Annotated in this window: 22 protein-coding genes; 10 read left to right on the top strand and 12 right to left on the bottom strand. The window is 64.9% G+C overall.

Annotation, left to right across the window (positions count from 1 at the left end; all coding sequences use genetic code 11):
- Positions 1-12: 12 nt before the first annotated feature.
- Together EPD80_RS03240 and EPD80_RS03235 are read right to left on the bottom strand one after the other, a co-directional pair.
- On the bottom strand, positions 13-228 hold the full coding sequence (locus tag EPD80_RS03240; RefSeq protein ID WP_142809406.1) for a glycine zipper 2TM domain-containing protein: 216 nt from the start codon (positions 226-228) through the stop codon (positions 13-15).
- Between the two features lie 78 nt (positions 229-306).
- Positions 307-879, bottom strand: a complete 573-nt coding sequence (locus tag EPD80_RS03235; protein ID WP_221928812.1) for a lipid-binding SYLF domain-containing protein — start codon at positions 877-879, stop codon at positions 307-309.
- A 201-nt stretch (positions 880-1,080) separates the two neighbouring features.
- On the opposite strand from EPD80_RS03235, the gene EPD80_RS03230 reads away from it, so the two are divergent.
- Positions 1,081-2,232, top strand: a complete 1,152-nt coding sequence (locus EPD80_RS03230) for a glycosyltransferase family 4 protein (protein ID WP_142809836.1) — start codon at positions 1,081-1,083, stop codon at positions 2,230-2,232.
- Positions 2,229-3,044, top strand: a complete 816-nt coding sequence (locus EPD80_RS03225; RefSeq protein WP_142809404.1) for a DUF2334 domain-containing protein — start codon at positions 2,229-2,231, stop codon at positions 3,042-3,044. Before EPD80_RS03230 ends, EPD80_RS03225 begins: the two co-directional genes overlap by 4 nt.
- 132 nt (positions 3,045-3,176) lie before the next feature.
- Here EPD80_RS03225 and EPD80_RS03215 read toward each other — a convergent pair whose 3' ends face one another.
- The 6 genes from EPD80_RS03215 to EPD80_RS03190 are packed head-to-tail and all read right to left on the bottom strand — an operon-like array spanning position 3,177 to position 9,019.
- Positions 3,177-4,136, bottom strand: coding sequence for an alpha-hydroxy acid oxidase (locus tag EPD80_RS03215; RefSeq protein ID WP_185957690.1), 960 nt, complete (start codon positions 4,134-4,136; stop codon positions 3,177-3,179).
- 2 nt (positions 4,137-4,138) lie between these two features.
- Positions 4,139-4,819, bottom strand: coding sequence for a Fe2+-dependent dioxygenase (locus tag EPD80_RS03210; RefSeq protein WP_142809400.1), 681 nt, complete (start codon positions 4,817-4,819; stop codon positions 4,139-4,141).
- A 43-nt stretch (positions 4,820-4,862) separates the two neighbouring features.
- A complete protein-coding gene (locus EPD80_RS03205) occupies positions 4,863-7,055 on the bottom strand; it encodes a TonB-dependent receptor (RefSeq protein ID WP_142809399.1) in 2,193 nt (730 codons plus the stop codon).
- Between the two features lie 40 nt (positions 7,056-7,095).
- Positions 7,096-7,518: an ExbD/TolR family protein gene (locus EPD80_RS03200; protein ID WP_142803890.1), complete on the bottom strand. Its 423-nt coding sequence runs from the start codon at positions 7,516-7,518 to the stop codon at positions 7,096-7,098.
- A gap of 12 nt (positions 7,519-7,530) precedes the next feature.
- Complete coding sequence (locus EPD80_RS03195; RefSeq protein ID WP_142803889.1) at positions 7,531-8,298, bottom strand: MotA/TolQ/ExbB proton channel family protein; 768 nt, start codon at positions 8,296-8,298, stop codon at positions 7,531-7,533.
- 19 nt (positions 8,299-8,317) lie between these two features.
- Positions 8,318-9,019, bottom strand: a complete 702-nt coding sequence (locus EPD80_RS03190; protein ID WP_142803888.1) for an energy transducer TonB — start codon at positions 9,017-9,019, stop codon at positions 8,318-8,320.
- Between the two features lie 247 nt (positions 9,020-9,266).
- Here EPD80_RS03190 and EPD80_RS03185 point away from each other — a divergent pair, with 247 nt between their 5' ends.
- The 8 genes from EPD80_RS03185 to EPD80_RS03150 all read left to right on the top strand — a co-directional run bounded on the left by EPD80_RS03185 (position 9,267) and on the right by EPD80_RS03150 (position 18,720).
- On the top strand, positions 9,267-11,246 hold the full coding sequence (locus tag EPD80_RS03185) for an AMP-dependent synthetase/ligase (protein WP_142803887.1): 1,980 nt from the start codon (positions 9,267-9,269) through the stop codon (positions 11,244-11,246).
- Positions 11,247-11,257: 11 nt separating this feature from the next.
- Positions 11,258-12,043: an ABC transporter ATP-binding protein gene (locus tag EPD80_RS03180; protein WP_142803886.1), complete on the top strand. Its 786-nt coding sequence runs from the start codon at positions 11,258-11,260 to the stop codon at positions 12,041-12,043.
- A 13-nt stretch (positions 12,044-12,056) separates the two neighbouring features.
- A complete protein-coding gene (locus EPD80_RS03175; protein WP_142803885.1) occupies positions 12,057-12,983 on the top strand; it encodes a branched-chain amino acid ABC transporter permease in 927 nt (308 codons plus the stop codon).
- 21 nt (positions 12,984-13,004) lie between these two features.
- The gene (locus EPD80_RS03170; RefSeq protein ID WP_142809397.1) at positions 13,005-14,072 is read left to right on the top strand and encodes a branched-chain amino acid ABC transporter permease; all 1,068 of its coding nucleotides are present in this window, start codon (positions 13,005-13,007) and stop codon (positions 14,070-14,072) included.
- Positions 14,073-14,123: 51 nt separating this feature from the next.
- Complete coding sequence (locus tag EPD80_RS03165) at positions 14,124-15,455, top strand: ABC transporter substrate-binding protein (protein ID WP_142809395.1); 1,332 nt, start codon at positions 14,124-14,126, stop codon at positions 15,453-15,455.
- Positions 15,456-15,526: 71 nt separating this feature from the next.
- Positions 15,527-16,360 (top strand): ABC transporter ATP-binding protein, encoded by an 834-nt coding sequence (locus EPD80_RS03160; RefSeq protein WP_142803882.1) that lies wholly within the window; start codon positions 15,527-15,529, stop codon positions 16,358-16,360.
- A 22-nt stretch (positions 16,361-16,382) separates the two neighbouring features.
- Positions 16,383-17,645, top strand: a complete 1,263-nt coding sequence (locus tag EPD80_RS03155) for a phenylacetate--CoA ligase family protein (protein WP_221928810.1) — start codon at positions 16,383-16,385, stop codon at positions 17,643-17,645.
- Positions 17,638-18,720 carry a CaiB/BaiF CoA transferase family protein gene (locus EPD80_RS03150; RefSeq protein ID WP_221928809.1) on the top strand — a complete coding sequence of 361 codons (1,083 nt, stop codon included), beginning with the start codon at positions 17,638-17,640 and terminating at the stop codon, positions 18,718-18,720. The genes EPD80_RS03155 and EPD80_RS03150 overlap by 8 nt, the downstream gene beginning before the upstream one ends.
- On the opposite strand, the gene EPD80_RS03145 is transcribed toward EPD80_RS03150, so the two are convergent.
- The 4 genes from EPD80_RS03145 to EPD80_RS11315 form a co-directional block, all read right to left on the bottom strand.
- Positions 18,717-19,295, bottom strand: coding sequence for a PhaM family polyhydroxyalkanoate granule multifunctional regulatory protein (locus tag EPD80_RS03145; protein ID WP_142809393.1), 579 nt, complete (start codon positions 19,293-19,295; stop codon positions 18,717-18,719). The two genes, EPD80_RS03150 and EPD80_RS03145, sit on opposite strands and share 4 nt — an antisense overlap.
- A gap of 72 nt (positions 19,296-19,367) precedes the next feature.
- Positions 19,368-20,063, bottom strand: coding sequence for a nucleotide-binding protein (locus tag EPD80_RS03140; RefSeq protein ID WP_142809391.1), 696 nt, complete (start codon positions 20,061-20,063; stop codon positions 19,368-19,370).
- Positions 20,064-20,153: 90 nt separating this feature from the next.
- Positions 20,154-20,915 (bottom strand): class I SAM-dependent methyltransferase, encoded by a 762-nt coding sequence (locus EPD80_RS03135; RefSeq protein ID WP_142809388.1) that lies wholly within the window; start codon positions 20,913-20,915, stop codon positions 20,154-20,156.
- 43 nt (positions 20,916-20,958) lie between these two features.
- Positions 20,959-21,306, bottom strand: a 348-nt coding sequence (locus tag EPD80_RS11315) for a DUF6537 domain-containing protein (protein ID WP_185957689.1), incomplete at its 5' end; no start/stop codon positions are given.

The following is a 21,306-nucleotide window of genomic DNA, read 5'->3' as shown; positions in this document are numbered from 1 at the left end:
GCGTTGCTCGAATCACTTGCCGAGCTGGTCGCCGATGACGCCTCCAATGGCGGCACCTCCGACCGTGCCGAGCAGGTGCCCGTCCGAAACGGCCGCACCGATGACGCCGCCCACGGCAGCGCCCCCTACCGCGGCCTTTTCTCGGCTCGACATGTTGTCCCACGTGGCACAACCACTCAGCAGACTCAGGGTGGATGCGGTGAGCGCGAGAAGGAAGATTCGTTTCATGGTCGCTCCTCTTCGTGATTGATGGGTTTTATTTATATCGTGCGCGACGCATGGTAGATGTTTCGGGATGTCAATGGGTCACGGCTGTTTGATGCGTGTGATTTTCGTGCCCTCGATGTTGATGCCTCCCATGAGCCCCTGCTGGTCGAAAATGAACGCATAGGCGTCGTCACGCAGCGTGGTGGTGGAGATGTTCGCCGCTACCCCTGTATCGACTAGCGTGACGGTTGGACCGGAACCCAATTCCCAGCCTTGACTCTCTTCGAGATATTTCAGGGCTTTGTCGTTCATCAAGAACAGGGCGTAGCCGTACGATTGAGCGCCGAGCTGCAAACCCCAGGAGGCGGAGACCGAATTATAAAATCCCCGTACCTTGCCATCGACGAAGAGTACGCCTTCGCCATAGCTGCCGCCGAAGACGAAGCCAGCCTTGATGATGTTGGGAAAGACCAGGACTCCTTTGGCCGACTTGGCGATGGCGTCTGCCGATGGGTTGATTTTGCGTAGCGTGGCCAGAGCTTGCTGGGCGTCGCGGATCAGCTCTTCTTGTGACGTGGCTGCGTGGGCTCGTGGCAGGAGTAGCACGAGACTCATCGCGATCAGTAGTACGTAGAACCAAGCGCGGTGAAACGATCGGTCGAACGGGATCATCGTTTTTCTCCTCGAGACGAAAAGACGTTCGTATGAACCAGGTTAGTCTGCGGATCCAGGAAGATCAATCGTTGGCATCGGCCAAAAAAGAAACAAGGTGTTTACGGGATGCTTTTGCCGCTGCGAGAGATCCTGCAGGGGGTGGCAGGCAAGAGGCGGCAGCGCTACACTGATAGAACTTTCTTGCCGACCGGACGATTCATGCATATTGCCGACGTCACAATGTTCTACGCGGAAGCGAGCGGGGGCGTACGGACGTATCTGGAGTCGAAGCGACGTTTTCTTTCTTCGATCGAGGGGGTGCGGCATACCCTGGTGGTGCCGGGAGCAGAAGATCGCTCCGCACCCGGCTGCGAGATGATCTCGGCCTGGCCCATCCCTTTCTCCACCGGTTATCGCTTCCCCTTGCGCCCTGGGCCGTGGGGGGAGCGTCTCGTTGCCTTGGCGCCCGACGTGATCGAGGCGGGAGACCCCTACGTTCCTGCCTGGGCAGCGCTGGCCGCGGGGGAGCGGCTGGGCGTACCCGTGATCGGTTTTTACCATTCGGATCTCCCCCGCCTCGTCGAGCGACGATTCGGGCGAACCTGGGGGCAGGCGGCGGCCGCCTATGTGCGTCATCTCTACCGGCGATTCGACCGGGTGCTCACGCCCAGCCGCACCATGGTGGAGCATCTGGCGGCGCTCGGCGTGGAGGGCGCGATCGCCCAGCCCTTGGGCGTCGACACGGCCGCGTTCTCGCCGGCGCGGCGCGACCCCGCTCTGCGCGCCGAGTTGGGTATCCCTCAAGCGCGCTGCCTCATGGTCTTCGCCGGTCGCGGCTCGCGCGAGAAGAATCTCGACGTGCTGCTTGCGGCGGCGCGGCTCTTGGGCGAGGATTTTCATCTGCTGCTCGTGGGCAGCGCCATGCCGCGGCGGGTGCCGGAGAACGTGACGGTGGTCGATCGCTTCGTCGGTCGTGAAGACGTCGCCCGTATTCTTGCCAGTGCCGATCTGCTCGTTCATGCCGGCAATCAGGAGACCTTCGGCCTGGTGGTGCTCGAGGCGATGGCAAGCGGCATCCCCGTGGTCGGCGTAGCCGGCGGGGCCGTATCCGAACTGGTGCCGCCCGAGGCTGGCCGGATCGCGCCGAGCCTGGATGCGACGGTCTTTGCACAGACGGTACGCGACTTCGTGCGCGAAGTCGATCTCGAAGAGGCCGGGCGGCAGGCGCGCGCCTGGGTGGAACGCCGCTACGCCTGGCCGGCGGTGCTTCCCGGACTGCTGGAGCATTACCGCGCTTTGTGCGGGGTGCCTGCATTGCTGCCGGTGCCGGTGGATGCAGAAGTGTCCGATGCCTGGCAGGGGGGGCGATGAAGGCGCTCTTTTCCGTGGTGCTGCACGACGTGGCCCCGGCCACCTGGCCGCTTTATGCCGACTTTGCCGCGCGCGCAGCGGCGCTGGGCGTGCCATTGACGCTCTTGGTGGTACCCGACTACCACGGGCAAGGGACGTTCGACCGCGATCCCCGTTTTTGCGCGGCGATCGAGCGGGAACTGGCCCGCGGCGGCGAGGCGGTGTTGCACGGGTATTACCACGCCGACGAGCTGCCCTGCCATGGGCCGATCGACTTCGTGCGCCGGCGCCTCTTTACCCACGAGGGGGAATTCGCGGCGATCTCCGAGCAAGAGGCGCTGGCACGGCTCGAGCAGGGCCTCGCGCTCTTCGCGTGCCTGGGTTGGCCGGTGGAGGGTTTCGTCGCGCCGGGTTGGCTTTTGGGAGAAGGCGCCTGGCGTGCGCTCGCGCGTACTCCCTTGCGCTATACCAGCTCGCCGCGGCGGGTGTATGTCCGTGCGGGTGCGGGGTGGCGCTCGATCGAGGCGCCCAGCCTCGTGTGGAGCGCCCGCAGCGGCTGGCGTCGCCTCGTTTCGCAGGTGGTCAATGAGCGCTGGTTGAGACGCAGCGCGAACCGCCCTTGGCTGCGACTGGGATTGCACCCGGTGGACATGCGCCACGAGCGCTCACGCCGTTTCTGGGAGCGGACGACGCGCGCGCTACTGGCCGAACGCATGCCGAGCACCAAGGTCGATGCATTGCGGCATCTGGCCGCGTTACAGCAAGGCAGCGACGGCGGCGTACTCGTCGCGCAGCAAGCGCAGGCAGCGGGCGACGCCGTGCGCGCCCTCTAGGGAAACGCTGAATAATTGGCTGCGCGGGCGAATCGCTGCGTTGCGCGGTGCTCGCTCCCTCGCCTATCCACTCGATATGTCTCGGTCGCTGCGCTCCGTGCGCCTTGCGCTTCATCCCGCTCGCTCATTTCTTCAGCGTTTCCCTAGGGCAAGCGCTGCCACGTAGGGGCGGCCGACGAGCACGGCCGACGCGCCCAGTGCCAAGGCTTTGGCGACGTCGCTGCCGCGGCGCACGCCGCCATCGAAGAGGATCGTCATCCGTTTGCCCACGGCCTGTGCGAGCGGGGCAAGCCGTGCAAGGCTCGCGGGGGCGGCGTCGAAGGTGCGCCCGCCGTGATTGGAGACGACGAGACCGTCGTAGCCCAGCCGCGCCAGCGCTTGGGCGTCCGCTTCGTGCACCACGCCTTTGGCAAGGAGCGGCTGCCGTACGCGATCGCGTAGCCAGGCGAGATCATCGCGTGTCGGCGCGAGCGCAAGGAGGGCCGCCAGTTCGTGCGTGCGCTGCGTCGGTACCTGGGGGTCGAGGTTGGCCGGTACCGCCTGAGGCGGCAAGCGAAAACCGCTGCGCCACAGACGCCAGCGCAAGCCTCCGATGGGCGCATCCAGAGTGATCATCCAGGCTTCGGGGCGCAGCTGCGCGGCACGATCGATGAGCCGCGCGGTGGCGGCGCGATCGCCCTGCCAGTAGATCTGGAACCACAGCGGTTCTTCTTCGGCGAGCTGGCGCAGTTGCGGCCAGGGGGTGCTCGCCAGGCTGGAGACGATGGGCGTGACGCCCTGCGCCAACGCCGCGAGGACGCTCGCCGCCTCGCCGTCGGGATGGAAGAGCCGCTGGTGTGCGATCGGCGCGAGCAGCAGCGGCGAGGCGTGGCGCCGGCCGAACAGAATCGGCCCGCTCGGCGGGGTAAAAGGGGTGTCGCGCACGAAACGGGGGAGGAGGGTGGTGGCGTCCAGCGCCTCGCGGTTGCGCCGCGCCGCCAGTTCGGCTTCGGCCCCGCCGAAGAGGTACGCGGCGACGTCCGGCGCCAGCCGCCGTTGCGCGAGCTCGAGGTAGTCTTCGGCGCATACGGGCGCGAGCGCATCGTCGGACACGGCTAGACGCTCCAGCGCCGCAGCAGGTTGTGATAGAGGGTGGAGAATCGGGCGGCGAGTGCCCCTTCGCCGTGTTCGCTGCGCAGTGTGAGGGTGGCCATGTCGAGTTCGAACAGCATGCGCCGCTCGACCGGATCGGGCACCAGGCTCTGGAACCACATGAAAGAGGCGAGCCGCTCTCCCCGGGTGACCGGCGTGACCTCGTGCAGCGAACTCGCAGGGTAGATGACGATGGAGCCGGCCTTTTCCTTGACGCGCTGCGTGCCGAAGAGGTCGTGGATGACGAGCTCGCCCCCGTCGTATTCCTCCGGTGCGCTGAAAAAGAGAGTGGCCGAGACGTCGGTGCGCAGTTTTCGTTCGCCGACGAGGCGGATGGCGGCATCGACGTGGGGCCCGTAGCGTTCGCCTTCGCCGACGGCGCGATAGCGGTTGAACTGCGGCGGGAAGATGTCGCGCGGCAGGACGGCCGAAAAAACGAGCGGCTCGCGCTCGAGCGCCTGCAGCACCAGCTGGCGCAAGGGGGCGAGGGTGGGGCAGTCTTCGGCGATCTGCAGGTTGTTCTTGACTTCGCGGGCGAGCGGCCCGGCGGTACTGCGGCCATCGACCCAGCGCGCCTGCGCGAGCAGTGCCCGGGCATGGTCGACTTCCGCGGCGGAGAGGACTTCGTCGATCGTCAGGAGCATGGCATTTTCCGTGAGAGGCGGGGCTTCGCGCCCCGCCGAAAATTCAGAACTTGAACTCGGCCGTGAGGATCACCGCCCGGTCGGTGCCGGGGACGACGAAGCCCCCGTTGTCGTAGAGGGCATCATAATAGACCTTGTCGAAGAGGTTGCGCACGTTCATGCGTATCGTGTAAGAGGGCTGCTCGTAGGCGAGCATCGCGTCCCAGCGGGTGTAGGAGGGAGCGACATTGGGCGAGAACTTGCCGTTCACGAAGGGTCCGTTGGCGGCCATGGGGTTGTAGCCATAGCGCTCGCCCTTGGTCTCGGCGCCCAGACCGGCTTTCCAATGAGGCATGAAGCGGTAGGTGGTCCACAGGTTGAAGGTGTAGTCGGGCGTATTGCGCGGCTGCTGCCCCTTGAATCGCGGATCGGCGCCGGGGGCGACTTTGAGGATCTCGGCGTCCATCAGGGATAGGCCGGCGAAAACTTCCCAGCGCTCGGTGATGCGGCCGGCGGCTTCGAGCTCCAACCCATCGGTGCGGCGCTTGCGGCTGAGGATGGCGCCAGTGGTCTCGAGATCGGTGTTGCGTTCCCAGTCTTTGGTGGCACGATAGAGGGCGGCGCGCAGCGAGAGATCGCCTTCGAAGAGCATCCACTTGGCACCGAGCTCGACCACGTCGCTGCGCTCGGCCGGATACTCGCCGCCGGAGAGCTGGTAGAGGTCGGCGGTGGGGCTGAAACTGTCGGACCACGAGAGGTAGTAGTGTTGGTTGGCGGTGGGCATCCACGACAGGCCGGCGCGGTAGCTGTTCTCGCCGTAGTCGAGACGGGGAGAATTGACGTTGCTATAGTCGGCGGAGAGCTCGTCGCGACGTGCGCCCAAGGTGAGTTTCCAACCGGGCAGGAATTCGATCGTGTCTTGGGCGAGCAGCGCGTAGCTATCGCCCGTGAAATCGGTGGCGCTCGCCCTGGGATCTTCGATACCGGGACGATAGAAAGCGGGTGCCCCCTGGGGAGCGAGATTGCGCAGCGCGCGGCGGTGACTGTCTTCGTTGAGGTATTCGAATCCCAGGAGCAGTTCATGGCGCATGCCGGCGAGCGTGAGGGCGTGCGTGAGATCGGATTGCAGCGCCACGGTTTGATAGTCGGTGTTGCGTGTTTTCGAGCTGCCACTCGAACCGTCGGCAGCGGGCGCGCTAGTGCGTGAAGGGGCGAGCGCCCAATAACTGCGGTCGTAATCGGCGAAACGAAGGCTCGTGCGCCACTCGGTGCCCGGTTGGAAACGGTGGGTGTAGGTGGCGGTGGCGATGTGTGTGTCCGAGTCGTCGAAGGTATCGTCGGTGCCCCAGAAGGCGGAGGATCCAAAGCGTTTGAGCGGCCGCTTGGTCGTGGCATCGAAGGGCACGCCGTAGTCGGGATTGTCGCGAGTCTGTAGATAGTAGTAGCTGAGCTGCACTTCGTCGCGCGTGCCCATGCCGTGGACGAAACTCAGGGCCGCACCCTGGCGGTCGACCTCGGGTTCGGCGCCGTTGGCCGGGTTCTTGCGCCAGCTGCCTTCCACGCGTTTCATGAGATTGACGCGCAGCGCCGAGTTCTCACCCAGGGTTTTGTTGAGATCGGCCGTGCCCTCGCGATAGTCCTCGGTACCGACCGAGCCGGTGAGCTTGTACTTGTCGACGGGCAACGGCGTCTTGCTCACCTGGTTGATGACGCCACCCGCCTGGCCGCGGCCGTAGAGCATGGCGGCGGCGCCGCGCAGCACTTCCACGCTCTCGAGATTGAAGGTCTCGCGGTTGTATTGCGCCGTGTCGCGCATGCCGTCGAGGTACATGTCGCCGAAGGTATAGAAACCACGCAGCATCATGTTGTCGCCGGAGCGCCCACCCTCGGCGGCGTTGAAGGTGAGTCCCGAGACGTTGCGCAGCGCCTCGCGCAAGGAACCCACTTGCTGGTCTTCGAGCAGGTCGCGGGTGAGGATGGTGATCGCCTGGGGAATCTCCTGCGGGTCTTGCAGCGTTTTGCCCACGCGGGTGGTGCGCTTGAGGTACCCCTCTTCGGCAACGGGGGCTTGATCGGTCACGGTCACGGTGGGCAGGACTTGGGCGTCGGCAGCGCCGGTTTCGGCGCTTTGAGCCAGCGCCGGTTGCGCGGCACCCAGTCCGATGAGCACCGCCGCACCCAGCGGCAGGACCTTGGGACGAAGAAGCGCGGCGTTTTCCGCTTGCGGCTGGGGTTCGTGCGGAGGGACGGTCGACATCGAAAACACTCCTTGGGGTTGGGAAAAGCGTCGTCGTTTTTCAGGGCGAGGGCTCACCCGGCAGGGTCACGAAGGCGATCTTCGCCAGGCCGTGGCGCGAGGCGGCCGCCATCAAACGGGCGATCGCCTCATAGGGGGTGGCACGATCGGCTTGCAGCTCCAGCGTGGTCTGGGGCGTGAGTTCGGCGAGGCGCGGCTCCAGCGCCGTCCAGTCGATCGCCTCGTCGTTCCAGTGCAGGGTCTGCCCGTCGGCGGCGAGCCGCAGGCGTAGGCGCTCTTCGTCGCGTTGGGTGTCGGGGACGCTGCTCGCCTGAGGCAGGTCGACTTTCACCGCGTGGGTCATCAAGGGGGCGGTGACGATGAAGATGATGAGCAGCACCAGCATCACGTCGATGAAGGGCACCATGTTGATCTCGTTGATCGGTTCGGTGTCACCGGTGCTGTCGAGTCGAGCGAAGGCCATGAGAGATCTCCGTCAGGAGGCAGTCTTGCGGGCAGGGCGAGGGGCGTCGACACCGAGCGCGACGACGGCGGGTTCGGACCGGGTCGTCGGACGTTTGATGCCGGTGACGAGGAAGGTGTAGACGTCATAGGCGAAGGACTCCAGCTCCTGGGTGCGGCGGCGCTGGATGCGGCTGAAGGCGTTGTACGCGATCGCGGCCGGAATCGCGGTGGCCAGACCGAATCCGGTCATCACCAGGGCTTCACCGATGGGGCCGGCCACTTTGTCGAGCGAGGCGCTCCCGCTGGCGGCGATCGCCTGCAGTGCGTGATAAATGCCCCAGACGGTGCCAAAGAGCCCGATGAAGGGGGCGCTGGAGGCGGTAGTACCGAGGAGCGTCATGCCGGCTTCGTCGCGGGCGCGGGCTTCGTCGATGGCACGGCGCAAGGCCCGGGTGAGGAGTTCCTGCGGCTCGTCTCGTTCTCCGAGTGCTCCGGGACGTGTCGCGGCGTTTTCTCCTGCCCGGTCGATGCGCTCCAGAACTTCGAGACCGTGATGGACGAGGTGTGAGGCGGGATCGATCGCGCCGTGTTCCCTGAGGTCGCGCGCGATCTCGGCCAGATCGCCCGCGTTCCAGAATCGGCGCAGAAACTGGGCGGCTCGCCGCGACAGACGCAGGTGCAGTGCCGTTTTGGCGAGGATCACGGCCCAGCTCGATACGGAGAGCAGCGCGAGCAGCAGGAAGATGAAGCGGCTTACGCCGTCGCCTTGGGAAAAGAAATGCAGCAGGGGTTCGTTCATGGGTAAGGCTCCGCAAAGATCAGGAAGAAGAAAGGGAAAAAGCGATGGGCACGAGTACCGTGGCCTCGACCGGCGTGTCGCCGCGGCGTGCGGGAACGAATTTCCAACGTTCGACGGCGTCGCGCGCGGCCCGGTCGAGCCGGGGGTAGCCCGAGGAGCGCTCCATCTCGACGTGGCGAGGCGACCCGTCAGCTCCGACCAGTACGCGCAGGATCACCTTCCCTTGTTCGCCGAGTTGGCGTGAGACGGGGGGATAGGCGGGTCGAGGGTTGGCGAGGTAGGCGACATCGAAGCGCGGTTCGACGAAAGGCGCGGCTTCGGCGCTCGGGGTGCTGCCGTGGGCAGCGGTGGAAGCGTCCGCTGCCGGCGCGGAGTCTGCCGTCGCCTCGTTTGCCGGGGTGGCCGGGGCCGGGGCGGCGTTTGCCATTTTCGGTGGCGGTGGTGCTGGAGTGGGCCGAGCCGTCGCATGGGATTTTGGCTGCGAGCGGGCAGGCGCTTTCGCTTTGGGAGGGGTCGGAGGGGGTTCGGCGGCAGGCGCCGGCGCCACTGCGGGAGCGGGTTCGGGCGACGGAGCGACCCAGGCGAGCGTCATGATCGGGGCCGCGGCAGGCGCCTGCACTTCGGGCAGGGCGCGTGCGCTAGCGTAGAGGATCGCCCCGTGCAGCGCGAGGGCGGCGACAATCGACCAGGGCGAGATGACGCGATGAGTGTCTGGAGTCATGGTCCGGGGTGGGAAACGTTCCTTTGTAAATGATATGGTAAACGATAATCAGTATCAAGTGCAAAAAAATATTTCGCACGTCACGCGGGATCCGGTAATCCGTCGTTACATTCACGTTACGTTCGTGACAAACCCTTGCAAAACTTCGTCGGCACAATGCAGCCGTCGAGTGGAGGGAGACGGCCCCGCCGCAAAACGAGAACGACGGCGGGGTTCTACACACTCATCGTATTGGAGGAGGATTGGCATGGCCGAGGGCGCGAAACCGCATGCCCCTGCGATCATCCCGGGACTGGAGACTTTCCCGCGCATGCTGCGGCATCATGCCCGCGTGCGCGCCGACCGGCCGGCGATCCGCGAGAAGGAATACGGCATCTGGCAGACCTACACCTGGGGGGAGTGCTATGCCCAGGTGCGCGCGCTCGCCTGTGGGCTGGCCGAGGCGGGTTTCCGGCGCGGCGACCGTTTGGCCATCGTCGGTGACAACCGGCCCCGCCTCTACCTGGCGGTGGCCGCGGCGCAATGCCTGGGTGGCATCCCGGTGCTGCTCTACCAGGATGCGATCGCCGAGGAGATGGCCTACGTGCTGCAGGACGCCGAGGTCAAGATGGCGGTGGTGGAGGATCAGGAGCAGGTCGACAAGCTCCTCGAGATCCTCGATCGCCTGCCCTCGCTCGAGCGCATCTTCTATGACGATCCGCGCGGGATGCGCCACTACACCTTGCCGGTGCTGCAAGGGTTGGACGAGCTCCTGGAGGCTGGGCGCATCCACGATCGCAACCAGCCCGATTTCGTCGATGAGGAGATCGAGAAGGGGGAGAGTGACGACGTCTCGGTCATGCTCTATACCTCGGGCACCACCGGCAAGCCCAAAGGGGTGTGCCAGACGCATCGGGCTTTTCTCTTCGCCGGCATGGGCGGGGTACAGTTCGACCGCCTCACCGACAAGGAGGAAGTGCTCTCCTATCTGCCGATGGCCTGGGTGGGGGACCATCTCTTCTCCTATGCGCAGGCCTATGCCGCCGGTTTCACCATCAATTGCCCCGAGTCGAGCGAGACGGTGATGACCGATCTGCGCGAGATCGGGCCCACGTACTACTTCGCGCCGCCGCGCGTGTTCGAGAACCTGCGTACCCAGGTGTGGATCCGTATGGAGGATGCCGGCCGTTTGAAGCAGGCGATGTTTCGCCATTTCATGAAAGTGGCCGAGCGCTGTGGTATCCAGATCCTCGAGGGGCGTCCCGTGCCGCTGCTGCAGCGCCTGCACTATGCCTTGGGTGAGATCCTGGTCTATGGGCCGCTGCGCAACGTGCTGGGTCTGTCGCGCCTGCGCGTGGCCTATACGGCCGGGGCGGCGATCGGGCCGGATCTCTTCCGTTTCTACCGCTCGATTGGCATCAACCTCAAGCAGCTCTATGGCCAGACCGAGACCTGCGCCTACGTCTGCCTGCAGCCAGACGGGGAGGTCAAGCTCGATTCGGTGGGCAAACCCGCGCCGGGGGTGGAGGTGAAGATCGCCGACAACGGCGAGATCCGCGTACGCGGCCCGATGCTGCTCAAAGCCTATTACAAGCGGCCGCAGGACACGGCCGAGGCCTTCGACGAGGAAGGCTATTTCATGACGGGGGATGCGGGCTTCTTCGACGAGGACGGGCACCTCAAGATCATCGACCGGGCCAAGGACGTGGGGCGGCTCAAGGACGGCTCGATGTTTGCACCCAATTTCATCGAGAACAAGCTCAAGTTCTTCCCTCTCATCAAGGAGGCGGTGGCTTTCGGGCACGACCGTCCTTACGTGACCGCCTTCATCAACATCGACCTGGAGGCGGTGGGCAACTGGGCCGAGCGCCGCGGGCTCGCTTATTCGGGCTATACCGATCTGGCGCAGCAGCCGGCCGTCTACGATTTGATCCAGCAGTGCGTGGAAGAGGTCAATGAAGACCTGAGCCACGATCCGCAGATGAACGGCTCGCAGATCCGGCGTTTCCTCATCCTGCACAAGGAGCTCGATGCCGACGACGAGGAGCTCACCCGCACGCGCAAGGTGCGTCGGCGTTTCATTTCCGAGAAGTATGCCGTGCTCGTCGAGGCGCTCTATGCCGGCAAGGACAGCCAATACATCGAGACGGCGGTCAAGTACGAAGACGGGCGCACCGGCAAGATCGCTGCCGATGTGCGCATCCGCGACGCAAAGGTCTTCCCGTCCTCACCGCGCGTGCACGCTTGAAGGAGGAGGAAATGGCGCGAGTCATCGGCGACGTGATCCTCGATCTGCAGAACATCTCGCTGTCGTTCGGCGGGGTCAAGGCGCTCACCAACATCAGTTTCGACGTGCGCGAGGGCGAGATCCGCGCGATCATCGGTCCCAACGGGGCGGGCAAGAGCTCGATGCTCAACGTCATCAATGGCGTCTATCACCCGCAGCAGGGGCGCATCGTCTTCCGTGGCCAGGAGCGGCGACGGATGAATCCCCACGAGGCGGCGGCGCAGGGCATCGCCCGCACGTTCCAGAACATCGCCCTTTTCAAAGGCATGACGGTGCTCGACAACATCATGACCGGGCGCAACCTCCTGATGCGGCGCAACTTCCTGTGGAATGCGCTCTACTGGGGGCCGAGTCGACGTGAGGAGATCGCGCACCGGCGCCGTGTCGAGGAGATCATCGATTTCCTCGAGATCCAGAACATCCGCAAGACGCCGGTGGGGCGTCTGCCCTATGGACTACAAAAACGGGTGGAACTCGCCCGGGCGCTGGCGGCCGAACCCTCGCTGCTCTTGCTCGACGAACCCATGGCCGGGATGAACGTGGAGGAGAAACAGGACATGTGCCGCTTCATCCTCGACGTGAACGAGCAGTTGGGGACCACCATCGTGCTCATCGAGCACGACATGGGGGTGGTGATGGACATCTCCGACCGGGTGGTCGTGCTCGATTACGGTCGCAAGATCGGCGACGGATCGCCCGACGAGGTGCGCAACGACCCGGTCGTGATCGAAGCTTATCTCGGCGGCGCTGCCCACTGAGGGAGAAGGGACGATGCAATTCTTTCTGGAAGTGCTCATCGGTGGGCTGCTCGCGGGGATGCTCTATGCCTTGGTGGCGCTCGGTTTCGTGCTCATCTTCAAGGCCTCGGGGGTGTTCAACTTTGCCCAGGGGGCGATGGTCTTCTTCGCCGCACTCACTTTCGTCGGCCTGACCGAGCGTTTGCCCCAGTGGTTTGGGTTCTCGCCCGAGTGGGCGGGGCTTTTCTGGATCGCGCTGCTGCTCACCGCCGCGATCATGGTGCTGTTTGCCTGGCTGGTGGAGCGTTTCATGCTGCGCAAGCTGGTCAATCAGCCGGCGATCACGCTCTTCATGGCCACCATTGGGCTCACCTATCTCATCGAAGGGGTGGCGCAGGGCATGTGGGGGGCGATGGTGCGTGGCCTCGACCTGGGAATCTCGGACGAGCCGGTGATGTGGCTGCTCGAGCGCCACAATTTGATGATTTCCAAGTTCGACCTCGTGGCGGCGGCGGTGGCCGGCGTCCTGGTGGCCGTGCTTGCGTTCTTTTTCCAATATACCAAAGTAGGGCGGGCGCTGCGGGCGGTGGCCGACGATCACCAGGCGGCGCTGTCGGTGGGCATCCCGCTGCAGCGCATCTGGGTGATCGTGTGGGCGGTGGCCGGGTTCGTGGCCATCGTCGCCGGTCTGGTGTGGGGGTCGCGCAACGGTGTGCAGTTCGCCCTCACCTTCACGGCCCTCAAGGCATTGCCGGTACTCATCCTCGGCGGGCTAACCTCGGTGCCTGGCGCCATCGTCGGTGGGCTCATCATCGGGGCGAGTGAAAAACTGGCCGAAGTGTATCTCGGGCCTTACGTGGGCGGCGGGATCGACTCGTGGTTCCCCTACGTGCTCGCACTCGTCTTCCTGCTGATCCGGCCGGAAGGGCTCTTCGGCGAAAAACACATCGACCGCGTCTGACGGGTTCGGGAGGGATTGAGGATGATTTATCGCGAGGCAGGGCAGTTCAAAGCGAGTTACGAGGAAGATCAGCAGATTTTTCCGATCAAGCAAGACCGGATCGTGATGGCGACGCTCGTGGTGGCGACGTTCCTCGTCGTGCCCTTCGTGGCCAGCGAGTACTGGCTGCAAGCGGTGCTCACGCCGGTGCTGGTGTTCGCGCTTGCAGCCCTGGGGCTCAACATCCTCACCGGTTACGCGGGGCAGCTGTCGCTGGGTACCGGCGCGTTCATGGCGGTGGGGGCGTATGCCACCTACAATTTCCTCCTGCGTCTCGACGGCCTGCCTTTTCTCGTCGGACTCGCCCTCGGCGGGCTGAGCGCGGCGGCCGTGGGTATCGTCTTCGGGTTGCCCTCGCTGCGCATCAAGGGGTTCTATCTCGCCATGGCCACGCTCGCGGCCCAGTTTTTCATCATCTGGGTCCTGACCAAGTTTCCCTGGTTTTCGAACTACTCTTCTTCCGGCATCATTTCGGCGCAGCGCATCGAAATCCTGGGATTTGCCTTCGACACCCCGGTGAGCAAGTATCTGCTCACGCTCGCCATCGTTTCGCTCCTCGCGCTGGCGGCGAAGAACCTCGCGCGCACCAACACCGGCCGCTCGTGGATGGCGGTGCGCGACATGGACGTGGCGGCCGAAGTGATCGGTATTCCCCTCATGAAGACCAAGCTGCTGGCTTTTGCCGTCTCGTCCTTCTACTGCGGCATCGCCGGCGGGCTGTACGCCTATACCTATCTGGGCACGGTCGAACCCGATGGTTTCGGGCTCGATCTGTCCTTCAAAATTCTCTTCATGATCATCATCGGCGGCATGGGCTCTGTGCTGGGCGCCTTTCTCGGGGCGGCCTTCATCCTGCTGCTGCCGGTGGGGATCAACGTGCTGATGCACACTTCGGTCGGGGCGCTCGTTCCGGCCACGCTCGCCTCGAACCTGGAGTTGATCGTGTTCGGCGTGCTCATCATCTTCTTCCTGATCGTCGAGCCACACGGCCTCACCCGCTTGTGGCAGATCGGCAAGGAGAAACTGCGCCTGTGGCCTTTCCCGCACTGAGCGGGAAGAACGCACGGCACGGGGATTTTCCACACGAAAGGAGGCATGGCGATGAAACTGAAGAAAATATGGTTGGCGGCGGTGGCGGCGAGCACCGTCTGGGGCGCGGCTGCCGTGGGGTCGGCCCAGGCGGCGGAACAGTACCTCGGTTTGCCGAGCTACCGGGTCGGGCCGTATGCGGCCGGCGGTACGGGGGTCTTCGGCGGTTGGATCGACTACATGAAGCTCATCAACGAGCGCGACGGGGGCGTGAACGGCGTCAAGCTCGTGTGGCAAGAGTGCGAGACGGAATACAACAACGCGCGCGGCGTGGAGTGCTACGAACGGCTCAAACAGCGGGGAGGCCAGCGCAATGTGCTCTTCGCGCCGGTCTCTACCGGCATCACTTTCGGGGTGTTCGAGCGCGTACCTCAGGACAAAATCCCGCTGCTCTCGATCGGGATCGGCCGCTCGGATACTGCCGACGGGAGCGTATTCCCTTGGGTCTTTCCCATGATAGCCACCTATTGGTCGCAAGCCTCGGCCATCGTCGGCTATCTCGGGCAGCGTGAGGGCGGCATGGACAAGCTCAAGGGCAAAAAGATCGCCGTGCTCTACCTCGACTTCGCTCCGGGCAAGGAGCCTTTCCCCGTGCTCGACCGCTTGGCGCAGAAGTGGGGCTTTACCACCGAGAAGATCGCCGTGGCCATGCCCGGCAACGAGCAGCAGGCGCAGTGGCTGCAGATCCGGCAGATGCGGCCCGACTACGTGATTCTCCTCACTTATGGCGTGTCCAACCCGACGGCCCTGAAGACCGCGGCGCGTACGGGCTTCCCGGCCGATCGTATCGTGGGCTGGTGGTGGGCCGGAGCCGAGGAGGACGTCGTACCGGCGGGCGATGCAGCCAAAGGGTTCGTGGCCGGAGCGTTCAACCCGGCGGGTACTGATTTCCCCGTGATCCAGGACATCCAGAAGCATGTCTATGCCAAGGGTCAGGGTGACATGCAAGATCCCAAGCGCGTCGGCAGTACCTATTACAACCGTGGCGTGGGGCACGGGATCATCTACGTGGAAGCGCTGCGCCTCGCCCAGGAGAAATTCGGCAAGGGGCAACCGGTTGACGGTGAGCAGATGCGCTGGGCGCTGGAAAATCTCCGGCTGGACGAGAAGCGGTTGGAGGCGATCGGCGCCAAAGGGTTGATGCCCGAGCTGGCGCTGTCGTGCGCCGACCACGAGGGGTCCGGCCGGGTACGCTTCCAGCAGTGGGACGGCGAGAAATGGGTGTCCGTCTCCGACTGGATCGAACCGGATCGCGAGGTGGTGCGCGCGCTGGTGGAAGAGTCGGCGGCGGCCTACGCCAAGGAAAAAGGTATCACGCCGCGTGATTGCAGCAAGGAGCAGTGAGCGACGGCGGCGGTCCTTCGCGGGCCGCCGCCCGCCCTGTACGGCTAGTCCCAAACCGGAGTCAATGTGCGATGAACGCTGAAGCGGGCCGCGCCGCCGTTGGCGAACCCTACCTCGTCGTCAACAACGTCGAGGTGATCTACGACCACGTGATCCTGGTGCTCAAGGGCGTCTCGCTCGAAGTGCCGCGTGGCGGCGTCGTCGCGCTGCTCGGCGCCAATGGCGCGGGCAAGTCGACCACGCTCAAGGCCATCTCCAATCTGCTGCGTGCCGAGCGCGGCGAGGTGACCAAGGGTTCGGTCAGTTTCAAGGGAGAGCGCGTCGATGCCCTCTCGCCCAACGAGCTGGTGCGCCGCGGGGTCATCCAGGTGATGGAAGGGCGGCATTGTTTCGAGCACCTCACCATCGAGGAGAATCTCCTCACGGGGGCCTATACGCGCAAGCTTTCGCGCGCGCAGCTCGCCCAGGCGCTCGAGCGCGTCTATCACTATTTTCCCCGGCTCAAGGAGCGGCGCAAGTCGCAGGCGGGTTACACTTCAGGCGGCGAGCAGCAGATGTGTGCCATCGGCCGGGCTCTGATGGCCGCACCCGAGATGATCCTGCTCGACGAACCCTCCATGGGGTTGGCGCCCCAGGTGGTCGAAGAGATCTTCGAGATCGTGCACGAGCTCAACGCTAAGGAAAACGTGAGCTTCCTGCTCGCCGAACAGAACACCATGGTGGCGCTGCGCTACGCCAACTTCGGCTACATTCTGGAAAACGGCCGGGTGGTGATGGAGGGCGAAGCCCGGGAACTGCGTGAGAACGAGGACGTGAAGGAGTTCTACCTCGGCCTCTCGTCACAGGGACGTAAGAGTTTCCGCGAGGTGAAACATTATCGTCGGCGCAAGCGTTGGCTGTCCTGATACGGCACAGGAGGAGCGTGACATGGAAACCGCAATGACTCAAGGAAACAGGGGAAGATATTACGACGAGCGGGAGACGTGGGATCCCCAGCGCCGCGAATCGGATCTCTTCGCCCGCTTGCCAGCGCAGATCGCGCATGCCAAAGCGCACGCGCCGGTCTACGCCAAATTGCTCGCCCACGTCGACCCAAAAGCGATCACCTCGCGAGCGGCGCTTGCGCAACTGCCGGTGGTACGCAAGTCCGAGCTGCTGGAGCTGCAAAAGCAAGCGCGCCCTTTTGGTGGATTTGCAACCGTCGGCTGGGGAAGAGACATGTTGCGTGTCTTTTCTTCACCCGGGCCGATTTACGAGCCGGAAGGCCGAGGCGAGGATGCCTATGGTCAAGCTCGAGCGCTCTTTGCCGCAGGCTTCGCCGAAGGCGATTTGGTCCATAATACTTTTTCTTATCATCTGACGCCGGCTGGCGTCATGATCGAAAGCGGGGCGCATGCTTTGGGGTGCACGGTGTTTCCCGGTGGCGTGGGACAGACCGAGCTGCAGGTGCAGGCGATCGCCGACTTGAAGCCAACCGCCTATGCCGGAACGCCTTCTTTTTTGCGTATCTTGATCCAGAAATGCCGCGAGGCGGGCGTGGAAATGTCCTTTCGCAAGGCCCTCGTTTCGGGCGAGGCCTGTCCTCCCGCGCTGCAACGAGAGTTCGCCGAGGCCGGCATCGACGTCTATCAAAGCTATGGGACTGCCGACGTGGGCCTCATCGCTTACGAGACGTGGGCGCGAGAAGGTTTGGTGCTTGCCGAACACATCATCGTCGAGATCGTGCGCCCAGGTGGTACGGAACCGGTGCCCGAGGGCGAGGTGGGGGAAGTAGTGGTCACCACCTTCAACCCTGTCTATCCTCTGATCCGTTTCGGCACCGGGGATCTCTCGGCCATCCTCCCTGGCATCTCGCCCTGCGGGCGCACGAACACACGCATCCGCGGTTGGCTCGGGCGGGCGGATCAGACGACCAAGGTCAAAGGGATGTTCGTGCATCCCTCGCAGGTGCTGGCGGTGGCCTCACGCCATCCCGAAGTGCGGCGGGCCCGGCTGGTGGTCGAGAACCCGAACTTGTCCGACGTCATGATCCTCGAATGCGAAGTGGCGGGAGGTGACGAGGGATTGCGCCTGGCGATCGAGACGACGCTGCGTGAAATCACCAAGCTGCGCGGCGAAGTACGCTTCGTGCCACCGGGTAGTCTGCCCAATGATGGTAAAGTGATCGATGATCGGAGAAAATATGACTGAAACCGAACCGCAGAAACGAACCTTGCCCTTGCTCGGGGGCATGACGGTGCTCGATCTCTCGCTCCTGTTGCCGGGGCCGATGGCTGCTTGGCATTTGGCCGAGCTTGGTGCACGCGTGATCAAGGTCGAGCCGCCGCAGGGGGACGACGCGGCGCGCATGGGGGTTCGACGAGCGGGTGATGCAACGTCCTTTTTCTATCGAAGTATCAACGGACGCAAGGAAATCCACCGCATCGACCTCAAGAGCGAAGAAGGTCGGGCGTGGTTCGAGGCGCGCCTGCGCGAAGCCGACGCCGTGATCGAAGGTTTCCGTCCCGGCGTGCTCGAGCGGCTTGGCCTGGGGTTCGAGGCCATGCGCAGGCTCAATCCGCGCATCGTGCTGGTGTCCATTTCCGGCTACGGTCAGGATGGCCCGATGGCGCAGGCGGCGGGGCACGACATCAACTATCTGGCGCTCGCCGGGGTGCTGCACCAGACCGGTACGGCCGGTGGGCCGCCCGCGCAGTGCAACCTGCAGATCGCCGATTTACTGGGCGGGGCGCTGCATGCGGCGCTCGCCACGGTCGCTGCGGTGCATGCGGCGCGGCGCGACGGGGTCGGTGCCCATGTCGATCTCTCCATGACCGAGGCCAGCTGGGCGCATCTGGTCTTTCCTCTGGCGCAAGCCCTGGTCGAGGGGCGCAGTGAACCGCGGGGTGAGGGCTTGCTCACCGGGGGAGTGCCATGCTACGGGGTGTATGAAACCGCCGACGGGCGGCATCTCGCCGTGGGGGCACTGGAAGAGAAATTTTGGGTGCGGTTGTGTGAGGCGATCGGACGACCCGATCTCGTTCCTTTTCATCGCGCCGTGGGCGAGGAAGGGGTCAAGGCCAAGGCGGAACTGGCGGCGGTGCTGCGCACGCGCACGCGCGACGAATGGGCGGCGTTCTTCGCGCCGCACGATTGCTGCGTCACGCCGGTGCTCGCGCCCGAGGAAACGCTGGAGCATCCGCTCTTCCGGGAGCGGAAGGCGCTGAAAGCGGCGGAAGAAGGCGGCCCCTGGCCCCGTTCGCCGCTGCGGGTACGGCGGGGTTAGGCACCTTCTTTCCCGCTATCTCCTTTCGGCGAGGGCGCGGTTTTCTGACGCCGTCGCGCCGGCTTGGGTTTGGGCGCCGCAGACGAGTCAGGCGCAGGAGAGGCTTCCCGTCCTGTTTCTGCGGCAGTCCGGGCGACCGTTGAATCGGCTGCTTGCGGTGGTGGCGAGGGGGGCTGAGCAAAGGCCTGATGTGCCGCCTGGGTGGCGGTGGCGGTGGCCTCGACCGTTTGCTGGGCGGCCTGCTGCATCGTCTGCCACAGCTGTGCCATGGCCTCGAAGGGGTTGCCGGCCGGGGTGGTGGCCGCTTCCGCCGCCGCGGCCTGACTCGCCGTGCCCATCTGCGTGAGCGAGAGGATGGCGACGCGCTGCATCTCCAGCGATTGACGCGTCATCTGCAGGGTGCTCAGGTTCATCTGCAGCCATTGCTCCACCGCCTTGAATTCGGCGATGCGCCGCTCGACGTCGGCGAGATCCATCGTCGGAAACACCATTCCCGGAACCGGCACGCCGATGTTGGCGCACATCTGCCGCAAGAAGGCGAAAGGGTCATTACCCTCGAAGAAATTCTGCGTCATGGTCTTCCTCTCCGGTCGCGTGTTGCGCTATGAGCCGCTGTTCTTTCATGGCATTGTAGCGCGATGCGAACCTCAGCGCCTGAGGCGCAAGGGCATTTCTTCTTCGGGAATGCCTTCGTAGATTTCTTCACCTTCTGCTTCGTCGAATGAGGAGGGGAGCTCACGGCCGAGATCGAGCACTTCCAGCAGCTGGCGGGCGAAGGCCCGGGCGGTGTTGTTGAGGGGGGTGGGAAGTTGTGCCGGCAGGTGCTTTTGCAGCAACAGCTTGGTTGCCGAGACTGCCGGAACGGGGCGCAGGATGCGGCCGAGGTAAGGCGCCATCAGCTGGGCCACCGCGCGATCGGCGGCCTCGCGCTGCCAGACATTGACCGGCCACTGGCTGGGCACAGCATAGGCGCGGGGGAACTGCTCGAGGTCGGCGGTGACCGTGCGGATGTCCTCGTGCGACTCGCGAAACGGCAGCAACACGAGGTCGGACAGGGCATAGAGGCGCCGGTCGACGTCGGGGCGGTTGCCGCCGCCGTCGATCACGCCGATCCAGTCATCCAGCGGGCGCAGCTTGTCGATGATGCGCTTGAGCGTGTCGAGCGAGCGCGCGTCGGCGATGACGTAGCGTCGCCCGCGCGGGTCGAGCGGCTGGCGGGTGGTATCGGTGAGCACGCAGGCCGAGCGCCGGCCCAGCAGCCCCAACCCGTGGCAGAGCAGGTGTGAGAGCGTGGTCTTGCCGGTGCCGCCTTTGTTGCCGATGATCGCAATCAGGATCGCCATGGCGAAGAACCTCGTGGTGAAGGGCAGCCTTGAGAGGATTATCGGCAGGTACGCGCCAAATCTTGAGGGAAATAGCGACCCCCTCACCCTTCAATTCCCGCGCTGCCCCACCCGGTAGAGCCAGAGAGGACGATGGGTACCTTGCGGCACGATGTGGGCTTCGGGCACGATCCCGGGGATGGGGAACTCGTTGCTGCAGACCAGCGATCCCGGCGGGAGTTCCGCTCGAGCCTTGCGCCACAAGTCGGGCATGGGCACGGGTGAGAGGAAGGCGTAGAGCACGTCGTATCCTGCCCAAGGCAGCGCGAAGGCATCGCCTCGACGCAGATGCAGGTTTGGCAGGCCGCGGCCGCGCCAGCGTGCGATCAGGTGCGGCAGGACCGCCTGCTCGATACCGGTGAATTCGCCTCGAGGAAAAGCGCGGGCGAGCGCGACGACGACGCGGCCCGTGCCGCTGCCCACGTCGAGGAAATGGAAAGGACGATCGGCGGGCAGCAGCGCCGCGAGCGCATCCACCGTGGTGCGGTGCGACAGGAAAAGGGGCACCCGGGTGCGCGTCGGGTTGCCGAAGACGAGGGCGAGCAGCACGAAGGCCGCGAGGTACCACCCCGGCGCGAGCCCCAAGCCATGCAGGAGCACGAGGGCAGGGGAGAAAATGAGCTGAAAGAGGATCCACCACCAGGGGCTGCGCAAGGACGCGGCCATCCCTGCCGCCGCGATCGCCTGCAAGGCGAGGAGCGGCCACAGCCCGGCCACGAGGCCGAGATGCGCGGCGACGAAGGCAAGCAGCCAGCCCAGCAGCTGGGCCAGCGCCGCGGCAAGGAGCGGCGAGCGCGAGAGGCGGAACGTCATGCTTTCATGATACTACCTCGTGCCGCCTCGTGTGCTTCGGTGCTCAAGCCGGCACGGGGTGCCCTGCCGCAGAAGGCTCCGTCGCGCCGGCTTTGCCGATTTCCTTCCACCGCCGCCACAAAATGGCACGGCGGCGTTCGGCTTCTTCGCCCTGGGCTCGCTTGACGTGCCCAAATCCACGGATACGCTGCGGCAGGGCGAGCAGTTCGGTGGCGAGCGCCAGCCGCTCGGCGGTGAGTTCGCGCAAGACCCGCTCCACGTCGCCTTCGAATTCGGTGATGAGGGCGCGCTCCCAGCGCCGCTCCTCGGTGCGGGCGAAGGGGTCGAGCACCGTGCCGCGCAGCCGTTTCATCTTGGCGAGCAGCGCGAAGGCGCGGCGCATGGCCGGGCC

This window comes from Tepidiphilus olei (genome assembly GCF_006980705.1).
Classification (GTDB): Bacteria; Pseudomonadota; Gammaproteobacteria; order Burkholderiales; family Rhodocyclaceae; genus Tepidiphilus; species Tepidiphilus olei.
This window is presented reverse-complemented; position numbering and strand designations above follow the sequence as displayed.